General features: G+C 65.3%; 10 protein-coding genes. 5 read left to right on the top strand and 5 right to left on the bottom strand.

The window, feature by feature from the left end; genetic code table 11:
• Positions 1-99 precede the first annotated feature (99 nt).
• The 5 genes from B843_RS01380 to B843_RS01370 all read left to right on the top strand — a co-directional run bounded on the left by B843_RS01380 (position 100) and on the right by B843_RS01370 (position 4525).
• Complete coding sequence (locus B843_RS01380; RefSeq protein ID WP_269319717.1) at positions 100-843, top strand: restriction endonuclease; 744 nt, start codon at positions 100-102, stop codon at positions 841-843.
• Entirely contained in the window at positions 798-1013 is a 216-nt protein-coding gene (locus tag B843_RS14155; protein WP_318532826.1) for a restriction endonuclease, read from the top strand. Before B843_RS01380 ends, B843_RS14155 begins: the two co-directional genes overlap by 46 nt.
• A 236-nt stretch (positions 1014-1249) precedes the next feature.
• The gene (locus B843_RS01375; protein WP_244877339.1) at positions 1250-2041 is read left to right on the top strand and encodes a HigA family addiction module antitoxin; all 792 of its coding nucleotides are present in this window, start codon (positions 1250-1252) and stop codon (positions 2039-2041) included.
• 27 nt (positions 2042-2068) lie between these two features.
• Positions 2069-2350 (top strand): hypothetical protein, encoded by a 282-nt coding sequence (locus B843_RS14080; RefSeq protein ID WP_244877338.1) that lies wholly within the window; start codon positions 2069-2071, stop codon positions 2348-2350.
• 381 nt (positions 2351-2731) lie between these two features.
• Positions 2732-4525: an NAD(P)/FAD-dependent oxidoreductase gene (locus B843_RS01370; protein ID WP_025251737.1), complete on the top strand. Its 1794-nt coding sequence runs from the start codon at positions 2732-2734 to the stop codon at positions 4523-4525.
• Positions 4526-4639: 114 nt separating this feature from the next.
• Here B843_RS01370 and recR read toward each other — a convergent pair whose 3' ends face one another.
• The 5 genes from recR to B843_RS01345 all read right to left on the bottom strand — a co-directional run bounded on the left by recR (position 4640) and on the right by B843_RS01345 (position 10515).
• The gene (recR, locus tag B843_RS01365) at positions 4640-5296 is read right to left on the bottom strand and encodes a recombination mediator RecR (RefSeq protein WP_025251736.1); all 657 of its coding nucleotides are present in this window, start codon (positions 5294-5296) and stop codon (positions 4640-4642) included.
• A gap of 178 nt (positions 5297-5474) precedes the next feature.
• Entirely contained in the window at positions 5475-5795 is a 321-nt protein-coding gene (locus B843_RS01360) for a YbaB/EbfC family nucleoid-associated protein (RefSeq protein WP_025251735.1), read from the bottom strand.
• A gap of 86 nt (positions 5796-5881) precedes the next feature.
• On the bottom strand, positions 5882-8527 hold the full coding sequence (locus tag B843_RS01355) for a DNA polymerase III subunit gamma and tau (RefSeq protein ID WP_025251734.1): 2646 nt from the start codon (positions 8525-8527) through the stop codon (positions 5882-5884).
• Between the two features lie 46 nt (positions 8528-8573).
• Entirely contained in the window at positions 8574-9125 is a 552-nt protein-coding gene (locus B843_RS01350) for a hypothetical protein (protein WP_025251733.1), read from the bottom strand.
• A 118-nt stretch (positions 9126-9243) separates the two neighbouring features.
• Positions 9244-10515, bottom strand: coding sequence for an aminotransferase class I/II-fold pyridoxal phosphate-dependent enzyme (locus B843_RS01345; RefSeq protein WP_025251732.1), 1272 nt, complete (start codon positions 10513-10515; stop codon positions 9244-9246).
• Positions 10516-10601 lie beyond the last annotated feature (86 nt).

The following is a 10601-nucleotide window of genomic DNA, read 5'->3' as shown; positions in this document are numbered from 1 at the left end:
TTCGTGCCGCGAGGATGAAGCATAAACTCACTCAAAGGGGCAAAACTTGAAAAGACCCCAGCCTTTCCACCGCGCGCTCGCCTTCCAAGGAGAACTCTCATGCCAATCCGTACATGGGATGGATATCTAATTCCGTTGCTGACAGCGTTAAGCGATGGTGAAGTGTGGCGGCGCAAGCAGCTCATCGAGAAGTCGGCGGAGATCTCGGGGATCACAGATGAAGATCGGACGGTCCTCATTCCTTCTGGCCAGCAGATGTATGTAAATCGAAATGGTTGGGCGCTTTCTGACCTGAAGAAAGCAGGATGCGTTGAGTCTCCGATGCGTGCTCATTTCCGGATTACACAACGCGGGCGCGAGCTGCTCGCTAGATACCCCGAGGGCATAAATCCTAGGCAAATGCGACAGGCAATTGAGGATTCTGGCTCGCAAGGTACAGCGTGGATAGGGATTGAGACGGGTGCCGTAGGCGTCGACAAGCAAGAGCAAGAAAGCCTGCTGGATCCGGTGGAGCAGATCGAAACTGGTGTGGCCAGGAACGATGCCTCTGTCGCCGCGGACCTACTGGCGCGCTTGCACGGAAACGACCCAGAATTCTTCGAGCAAGCCGTGCTCGATCTGCTGATTGCGATGGGATACGGTGGCACGCAGGGCAAGGCAACTCGGACGCAGCTGTCCAACAACGGCGGTATCGACGGAATCATCGACCAAGATGCGCTGGGGCTCTCGCGGATCTACGTCCAGGCCAAGCGATATGAGCCGAGTATCGCCATCGCCGTCCCGCGATTCAGGCTTTCGTGGGTGCGCTGCAGGGTGCGCAGGCCGACCGTGGGGTGTTCATGACCACGGCAAGGTTCTCTACTGGGGCAATGGATTATGCCAACGCAGTCGCCTCACGGGTTGTGCTGATCGACGGGGATCGACTCACTCGTCTAATGATCCGCTATGGCGTGGGAGTCCAAGTCAAGCGAACCGTGTCAATCGTGGAGGTAGATGAGGACTACTTCGAATAGCCCTCAACTACCAAGTTCCAAGGGTGAGCGCATGCCCTACAAGGGGTTACCGGCGATAGCGAGGAAATGCCGTCACCGCCGGAAGCCGTCTGTTCGTGATCGGATCTCGCACGTATTGCCAGCGCTGTAGTCTGAAAATTGTATGACTTCAATGAAAGGATGAAGACATTCATCCGAGCAATTTGGGTATGTCATCGAAATGGTTGATTACCACCGGTAACGAAAGGAGAAGAATCATGAGCAAACTGACAGCCGTGGAGCTTTTCCCTCCCGGCGAGATTCTGGCGGATGAGTTGGAGGCACGCGGCTGGACTCAGGCGGAGTTCGCGGCAATCATCGATCGGCCAGCCCAGTTCGTCAACGAGGTGATCGCCGGAAAGAAAGAGATCACTCGCGAATCGGCAGCCCAGTTCGAGGCCGCGCTGGGAGTTTCTGCGCAGTTCTGGCTTTCCTTCCAGGACGAATATCTGCTATGGAAGCAGGAACAGGATCCTCAGGAGCAGCAAAAGCTGAATCAGGTGCATTTGCGTGCCCAATTGCACGAGGCTGTCCCGCTCGCAGAATTTCGAAAGCGAGGATACATCACGAGCGAAGCGCCTGAGGAGCAAGAACAAGAAATACTCAAGTTCGTCGGCATCCGATCCCTTGGGGAGATCGCCCAGTCTCGTTTTGCGGCCCGACGCAATAGTCACTCGAACGAGAAAACTCTACTTCAAAACTCATGGGTGGCCTGCATTCGAGCCGCCGCACAGGACGTGCACGTGGGTAGCTACTCCCCCAGCGTCCTAAGCGAGCTATATCCTTCGCTCGCCAGATCGACCGGCAACCCAGCAGATTTGGGTTCCATTCAAGGTCGCCTCGCCGAAGTCGGAGTCAAGATTGTGTTCGTCGAGGCCTTCCCAAGCGGAAAGATCGACGGCTGCGCGTTTCTTGAAGGGGCAACGCCGGTCATCGGGATTTCCGGCCGGGTAAGCACCTCGACAAGGTTTTCTTCACCATCATGCACGAGCTTGCCCACGTTCTATTAGGCCACCTAAACGCCCTCGGAGGCCCCCTTGGATGATCTCAGCGAATCCGGCGAGGACATCGAAAAAGAAGCAGATGAGCTGGCAAGCGAGAGTATGTGGGGCAACGGACTGGCGGCGCCGCCGCGACGGATCACCGCCTCGTGGATCGCCGAACAGGCAACTCTCCATGCGGTCCACCCGATACTCGTCACCGGCCGTTTGCAATACTATGGCTTGCTCAGCTGGAAATCGAGCCTCGCAAAAGGCACACCGAGCGCGCTTGAAGACCTCGGCCAGCGGGAATCTGCGATCCCGTCCACCTCCTTGTAGAGAGAATATCCGCCCAGCAACGCTTAGACCCCTACCTAGGGCGAGGCTTCCTATGCGTTGATACCTTGGCGGGCGTGTTGCCGCGCCTTTCGTGGCCGAGGTTCCATTGCGCTTGAGCTTCGGCCCCCTTTCTTCCAAGTCGAGCCATCCTCGAGGGATTTGGCGCCGCCAGCGGTACGCGTCGACAAGCGAAAGCAAAGAACGGCGCATTAGCTTCATTGCAATTTTCTTGCACCCTCCCCGCGCAAACCCGCCGGCGGGAAACTTTGCAGGCTTCACTTGTGTCGCGCATCACGTTCGTGCACCTACGATGGCGGCTAGCGCGCCGCGCCCGGCCCCCCTTTCGCGGGCCCACCGACCAACGACTCGAGGAGGAGCACCATGTCCCCCACTTCCGCCGACTCAGCACGCTCATGGCTTGGCCAGCTCGAAGCGCTCACGCACGAAGACCACCCGACGAGGGAACAGGTCCTCGAGGTGTTTCAGGACGACTGCTACTGGCGCGACCTGCTCGCGTTCACGTGGAACCTGCACACGGCAGAAGGACCGGACGCGATCGCCGACATGCTCTCGCAGACCAATTCTGAATTGATTAACTTCGAGCTCACCGACGTCGCCGACGAGGGCGAGGGCGTGACCCGGGTCCACTTCACCTTCGACTCCGCCGACTTCCACTGCAAGGGCATCGCCCGCCTGCGCGACGGCAAGTGCTGGACCATGCTCAGCTCCGCGCGCGAGCTTAAGGACTTCCCCGAGCCCTCGCGGCGCCGGAGGGTCATGGGCGCCGAGCACGGCACCCACGCCAACCCGGAGAACTGGGCGGACAAGCGCGAGAAGCGCCGCGCGAGCCTCGGCTACAGCGAGCAGCCGTACGTCCTCATCGTCGGCGGCGGCCAGGGCGGCATCGCGCTTGGCGCGCGGCTGAAGCGGCTCGGCGTGCCCAGGCTCATCATCGACAAGGCGGGTCGGCCCGGCGACCAGTGGCGCGGCCGCTACCACTCCCTGTGCCTGCACGACCCGGTCTGGTACGACCACCTGCCCTACCTGCCGTTCCCCGACGACTGGCCGGTGTTTACCCCGAAGGACAAGATGGGCGACTGGCTCGAGCACTACGTGGGCATCATGGACCTCGACTACTGGACCAACACCACCTGCGACAAGGCCGACTACGACGAGGCCTCGCAGTCGTGGACCGTGCAGGTCACCCGCGACGGTAAGCCGCTGACGCTGCACCCCACCCAGCTCGTGCTGGCGACGGGCATGTCGGGGGTGCCCAACCGCCCGCATCTGGAAGGCCAGGAGCAGTTCCAGGGCGAGATCCGCCACTCGAGCGAGCACCCCGGCGGGCCGGGCAACGCGGGCAAGAACGTCGTGGTGCTCGGTGCGAACAACTCCGCCCACGACATCTGCGCGGACCTCTACGAAAACGGCGCGAAGCCGGTCATGATCCAGCGCTCGTCGACCCACATCGTCCAGTCGGATTCCCTCATGCGCGAGGTCTTCGGGCCGCTGTACTCGGAGGATGCGGTCGACGCCGGCCTCAACGTCGACTCCGCCGACCTGCTGTTCGCGTCCTGGCCATACAAGGTGCTGCCCGGCGTGCAGAAGCAGGCCTTCGACAAGATCCGCGAGGACGACAAGGACTTCTACGACGGGCTCGAGAAGGCCGGGTTCCTCATCGACTTCGGCGACGACGACTCCGGCCTGTTCCTCAAGTACCTGCGCCGCGGCTCGGGCTACTACATCAACGTCGGCGCCTCCGAGCTGGTCACCAACGGCTCGATCCCGGTCCGCTCGGGCGTGTCCATCGCCTCCGTGAAGGAGAACTCGGTGGTGCTCACCGACGGCACCGAGCTGCCCGCCGACGTCATCGTGCTCGCCACCGGATACGGCTCGATGAACGGGTGGGCGGAGATGCTCATCTCCAAGGAGGTCGCCGACAAGGTGGGCCGCTGCTGGGGACTCGGCTCAAACACCACGAAGGACCCCGGCCCCTGGGAGGGCGAGCTGCGCAACATGTGGAAGCCCACCCAGGTCGACCAGCTCTGGTTCCACGGCGGCAACCTCCACCAGTCGCGCCACTACTCGCGCTACCTGTCGCTGCAGCTCAAGGCGCGTTACGAGGGGCTCTACACGCCCGTCTATGAGCTCGCCGAGGTGCATCACGCCTGCTAATCGACACACGCCCCGGGGATCTCATTGTTCGCAATGTTCCTCGGGGTTGGGCTTTTGCTTTCCGACGCCTACGGCTCCGCAGCGGTACGCGTCGACAAGCAAAATGCGACGAGGCTAGAGCCGCAACCGCCCGCTCAGCGCGCGCGACAGCGTCAGCTCGTCCACGAACTCGAGGTCTCCGCCCAGCGGCATGCCAGACGCCAGCCGCGAGACCACGAGGTCCGGGAAGTCCTTGAGCAGGCGCGCGAGGTAGCTCGCGGTGGCCTCGCCCTCGGTGTTCGGGTCGGTGGCCAAGATGACCTCGCGGATCTCCGGGGTGTCGTCGTACAGCGGGTTGTCGGGGGTGGAGTCGGCGAGCTCGCGGTCGGGCAGGACGCCGCCGATGCGCTGGAGGAGCTGGGAGATGTTGAGCTCGCGGGGGCCGATGCTGGCCAGCGGGTCAAGCGCGCCGCCGAGCACGTGGTAGCGGCCGTTGTACTCGCCGGTGCGCTCGATGACCTGGATGTCCTTCGGTTCCTCCACTACGCAGATGATGCCGCGGTCGCGGCCGGAGTCGGCGCAGATGCGGCACACGGACTCGCGCGAGATGTTGCAGCAGATGCGGCAGAAGGTCACGCCGTCGCGCACGGCACCGAGGGCGTCCTGCAGGCGGGTGATGTCGGTGGGCTCCACGGTGAGCAGGTGGAAGGCGATGCGCTGGGCGCTTTTGGGCCCCACCCCGGGCAGCCGCGAGAGCTCATCGATGAGATCTTGCAGGGGACCTTCAAACACCGGGGAAACCTTCTTTCTGGCCGGGCCATCCGCGCGACGCGAGCGCGCTTCTTCTCATGGTGTCGACCACCGACCACGTTAACAACGTAGAAAACTATCTCACAAAAAAGGCGGCAACCGCCCGCACACACGCGCAGGCGGCCGCCGCTTCGGGTACCCAAGCGGCACCCGGACGCTCTTAGAACATGCCGTTGAGCGAGTCGAAGCCCTGGGACAGCGGGCCCATCTTCTGCTCCGCCAGGGAGGCGAGCTTGCCGTGTGCCTCGCTGAAGGCGCCAACGATGAGGTCCTGCAGGGTCTCGATGTCCTCCGGATCCACGACCTGCGGGTCGATGCGGACGGCGGCGACCTTGCCGTCACCGGTCATGTCTAGGCTGACCAGGCCGTTGCCAGCGGTGCCGGTGACGGTGGACGCCAGGATCTCACGCTGGGCCTCCTGCAGCTGAGCCTGCATGGCCTGGGCCTGGGCGAGGATCTGGGACATATCTGGCTGAGTCATCTTGGGAATTACCTTTCGTCGTCTCGCCGCCAGGCGAACAAGCGGCGGCGTCTTTTACCCTGTACGAGTCTACCTTTAGATTCACTTTAGAGGCGGCGGGCGCCCAGCTGCTCCTCGAGAAGCTCGACCGCCACGCTCATGGCATCGCGATGGTCGCGCGTGCCCGGCTCGGCGGCCGCGGCGGCCATCATCTCTTCCTCCTCCGACTGACTGTCCTCAGGGACCTCCGGTTCCGCCGGAACCTGCGCGTCCTGGGCGGCCTGGGCCTGGATCTGTCGGAATCGCTCCATGCGCGACATCTGCGGGCGCTCGGGCGCGGCCGCCGCCGGCGGAACCGGCTCGGGAATCCCCTCGTCCGGCGGGTAGCCGTACGGGTCCGGCGCGGGCGGCTCGTCGAAGTCCGGCTCCGGCGGCAGCGGCGCCCCATCGGAGAACGAGTGCTTCGCCTGCTCCTCCAGAATCGCGGCCCCGCGCGCGGCGGCCTCCTGCCAGTGGCGGCGCTGCGGTTGGCTTTGCTTGTCGACGTCCACCTCCGGCGCCTGCTCGCTCGGCCGTGGCGCGGAAGCCTCGGGCTCGGGTGCCTTCGGCTGCTCGACGACGGGCACAGGCGCCGGTTCCGGCTCGGGTTGTGGCGCGGGCTCCTGCTCCTCGGCGGGTGCCTGCTGACCGATCGGCGCGGGCGCACCCCAGACCTCCTGGGAGGATTGCGGCGCGGGCGGCTCGACGCGCGGTGCCTTCGGCTTAGGCAGCGACTGCCCGATGGGGGCGGGCTCGCCCCAGCCGTCGTTGGCCACCGCGGGCTCGGGTTCCGGTTCGGGCTCGGGCGCTGGCGCGGGTTCCGGCGTGGGCGCGGGCTTTTGCTGCTCAACGACCCGCTCCGGCTCAGCCGATCTCTCAGGCTCCTGGGCGGACTCGGACTCGCGCGGGCTCGACTGAACCGACTGCGCCGCCTGGGTGGGGTCCCACACCGGCTTCTCCGCCTTCGCCCCGAAGCCCGCGGCCACCGGGTCGGTGCCGATGACGCAGGTGACCTTGAGGTCGCGGCCGGTTTCTGCCTTGAGCGCGGCTACGATGGCGGAATTATGCGACTCGTTGTTGAGGCTCGCGGCGAGCGCGCCGGTGTTGTGGCCGAGGACGAGGGTGTCCTCGCGGATGCCCAGCGGCCGGGCCTCGGCCATGATGATGCCCGCGGCGAGGTTGTTCTTCTGCACGATCGCGCGCAGCGTGGACCACTTGGCGCGGATCTCCTCCATCGGGTCCGCGGCCTCGGGTGCCGTGGCTGGCTCCTCGGCGACCGGCTGCGGCGCGGGCTCGGGGGTCGGCGCTGGTGCTGGCTCCGGCTTCGCCCCGGGTGTCGGCTGCGCAGGGGCCGCTGGTCGCGGCTCCGGTGCGGCTGCCGCGGGTTCCGGCCTCGGCTCTTCCTTCGGCTCCGGGGCAGGGGCGGGAGCCGCCTGCTCCTGCTGCGCCTTGCGTGCTTCCTCGGCCTCCCTGGCCTCGCGCTCCGCCTTCTCGCGGGCAAGCCGCACGGACTTACGCTCGTACTTCGGCGGGACGGCGCTCGGTGCGGCTGCTGCCGGTGCCGCCGCGGGCAGCCCCTGGCCGGGCGCGGTCGGGGCCGGGGCGGCGATCTGTGGCGCCGCCTGCGGCATGAGCAGCTTGGCGCAGAGGATCTCGAGCAGAAGCCGCGGCGAGGTCGCACCCTTCAGCCCCGAAAGGCCGTCGTTGAGCGTGGTCGCCAGCCGCGGGAGCTCCGAGGGAGCGAAGGTGGCGGACTGCTCGAGGAGCATGCCGCCGCGGTCGGCGGGGACGTCGACAAGCCCCATGTCGAGGGCCTGCGGGACCGTCTGCAAGATCATGAGGTCGCGGAGGCGATCGAGGAGGTCGTCGGCGAAGCGACGGGGCTCGAGACCCGCCTCGATGACGTCGTCGACCACCTGGAACATCCCCGCCGGGTCCTGGGCGGCCAGCGAGGCGACGGCGCCGTCGATGAGCGTGTCGTCGGTGACGCCGAGCAGCATGCGTGCCAGGTCGTAGGTCAGGCCCTCCGGGCCAGCACCGGCCAGCAGCTGGTCGAGGACGGAGAGGGTGTCGCGCGGGGAGCCGCCGCCAGCGCGGATGACCAGCGGGTAGACGGACTCCTCCACCGGGATGCCCTCGCCCGCCACCGCGTTGGAGATCACCTGGCGCATAGCCTGCGGGGTGAGCAGGCGGAAGGGATAGTGGTGCACGCGCGAGCGGATGGTGGGGATGACCTTCTCCGGCTCGGTCGTGGCAAAAATGAAGATGAGGTGCGCTGGCGGCTCCTCGACCACCTTGAGCAGGGCATTCGCACCCGCGTTGGTGATCATGTGCGCCTCGTCGATGATGAAGATGCGATAGCGCGACTCGGCGGGCGCGTAGGCCGCGCGATCGCGCAGCTCGCGCATGTCCTCTACGCCGTTGTGGCTGGCGGCGTCCAGCTCGGTGACATCGAGGGTGCCGGGTCCGTTGGGGGCGAGCGCGATGCACGAGGGGCACACGCCGCACGGCGTGGAGGTGGGGCCATTGACGCAGTTGAGGCTGCGCGCGAGGATGCGCGCCGACGACGTCTTACCGCAACCGCGAGGGCCCGAGAACAGATAAGCGTGATTGATGCGACCGCTGTCCAACGCGGTAGACAGCGGCTTAGTTACCTGTTCCTGGCCCACCAGCTCCGCGAAGGAGCCCGGGCGATACTTGCGATATAAAGCCACGCCCTAAGACTACCCAGCGCCCCCGACTCAGGCGAGGGCCGCCCGCCTAGCGGGTCCAGTCGTTGAGGTCTACCTCGGCTTTCATCAGCTCCCCCTGCAGGGCGCCGATGCCGTAGGTGACCGCGTAGTCGAACTCGTCCTGGGTGAGCATGAGCAGCTGCAGCAAGACGGTGAGCCGGTCGGGCTCCTTGAGCTGGGGAACCTGATCGCCCCAGACATAGGGAACCACGCACAGCCCGTGCCGGACCGTGATGTCCGAGGGCAGCTCGACGAAGTCGCCGATGCCCGGGACCAGCGTGCCGGGCTGTGCGGGCAGCCTGCCCTCCATCCGCCGGAAGATCTCGGCGGCACCTGCCACCGCGATGAGCGCGGTCTCGGCGGAGGTGTGGGCGACGGTGAAAAGCTCGGAACGCACGGAGATGCCCTCGCTGACCAAGCCGGTGTCGACCTCGCTGAACTCGAGAGTCGTGGCCAGCACCTCGTTGCCGAGGTTGACCGTGGCCATCTCCACCGCGTGCTCGTTGCCCACCGGCTCGTGGATGGTCAGCTCGCCGGGGACCAAGTTGTCCATCCAGGCCGCGATCTCGGTTGCGTTCATGTCGTCCTTTCCGCCCTGTTCAGCATGCACCAACGCTTATTTAGTTTAGCCCCGCCCGCCTGCGGTAAAAAAGGGGACGCCCGCTTCGATAGCGGGCGTCCCCTTGGCGTCGAAAAGCTTAGGCTTCGAGCGCCTTCTCGCAGGCGGCGAGAAGCACGCACGTTGCCACGCCGTCCATCGCGACCTCGAGCTCCTCCACCGGCGGCAGCGACGGGGCGAGGCGGATGTTGCGGTTGTTCGGGTCCTTGTGCAGCGGGAAGGAAGAACCGGCGCCGGTCAGCGCGATGCCCGCCTCCTTGGCCAGCTGCACGACGCGTGCGGCGGTGCCGTCGACGACGTCGAGGGAGATGAAGTAACCGCCCTTCGGCTTGGTCCAGGTGGCCACGCCGTACTCGCTCAGGCGCTCGTCGAGGATCTCCAGCACGCGCTGGAACTTCGGGGCCAGCGAGCCTGCGTGCTTGCGCATCTGGATGCGCACGCCCTCAGCGTCGTGGAAGAACTGGGCGTGGGCGAGCTGGTTAATCTTGTTCGGGCCGATGCCGCGCACGTTGGCGTGGGAGGCGTACCAGTCGAGGTTCTCCTTCGAGGAGGCGAAGAAGGACACGCCGGCGCCAGCCTGGGTGATCTTGGAGGTGGAGCTCATGAACCAGAAGCGGTTGGGGTTGCCGGCCTCCTTGGCGAAGTCGAGCACGTTGTAGACCACCGGGAACTCGTCGGTGAGCGTGTGCACGGCGTAGGCGTTATCCCACACGATGCGGAAGTCGGGGGCGCCGGTCTCCATCTCGGCGAGCGCGCGGCAGGTGGCCTCGCTGAAGGTGATGCCGGTGGGGTTACCGAAGACCGGGACGGTCCACATGCCCTTGACTTGCGGGTCGGCGGCCAGCTCGCGGACGGCGTCCATGTCGGGGCCCTCGTCGGTCATCGGCACCGTGATCATCTCGAAGCCGAGGTGCTCGGTGATGGTGAAGTGGCGGTCGTAGCCCGGAACAGGGCAGATCCACTTGACCTTCTCCTCGTCCTTCCACGGGCGCTCGGAGTCGTTGTTACCGAAGATGTAGGACCAGGAGATGAGGTCGAACATGATGTTGAGGGAGGAGGCGTCGCCCGCGTAGAGGTTCTCGGCGGGGATGCCCAGCACCTCGGCCCAGAGGTTGCGGATGTCGGCGATGCCGGTGACGCCTCCGTAGTTACGGCAGTCGGTGCCGTCGGCGGCGATGTAGTTCTCGCCCGGAAGGGAAAGCAGGGCGTTGCCGAAGTCGAGCTGCTCGGAGGACGGCTTGCCGCGGGTGAGATTCAGATTGAGGTTCTTGGCCTTCAGGTCCTCGTACTTCGCGGTGATTTCCGCGTTGAACTGTGCGAGGCGCTCGGCGTCAAAATCAAGCAAAGACAAATCTTTCACCCTTCGGGGGACTTGAAACAATAGAGTCTCTTTGACTTTAGCCAACTTCCCCGAGGTTGGACACCACGCGGGTGAAA

This window comes from Corynebacterium vitaeruminis DSM 20294 (genome assembly GCF_000550805.1).
GTDB lineage: Bacteria > Actinomycetota > Actinomycetes > Mycobacteriales > Mycobacteriaceae > Corynebacterium > Corynebacterium vitaeruminis.
The sequence above is the reverse complement of the archived record's forward strand: the minus strand, read 5'-3'. Positions and strand labels throughout refer to the sequence as shown.